1 pseudogene is annotated in these 202 nt (G+C 81.2%); it reads left to right on the top strand.

Going from position 1 to position 202, the window contains the following annotated elements:
* A pseudogene (locus QWY29_RS20995) lies at nt 1-202 on the top strand (DivIVA domain-containing protein); the annotation flags it as partial.

Raw genomic sequence — 202 nt, 5'->3', positions numbered from 1 at the left:
CCCCGAGGTCGAGCCCGAGCCGGAGCCGGAGCCGGAGCCCGAGCCCGAGCCGACCACCACCCTGGTCCACCCGCCGGTCGCGCCGCCGGCGCCCGACCCCGTCGAGGACGGCCGCCACCTGGCCGCGTCCGTGGTCGAGGTGGCCGCCCAGGCCCTGGCGCGCATCCGCGCCACCGAGGAGGCGAGCCGGCTGCACGTCGCC

The organism is Nocardioides abyssi (genome assembly GCF_030412915.1).
Taxonomy (GTDB): domain Bacteria; phylum Actinomycetota; class Actinomycetes; order Propionibacteriales; family Nocardioidaceae; genus Nocardioides; species Nocardioides abyssi.
Note: the sequence above shows the minus strand (reverse complement) of the source record. Positions and strands in the feature narration are given on the sequence as shown.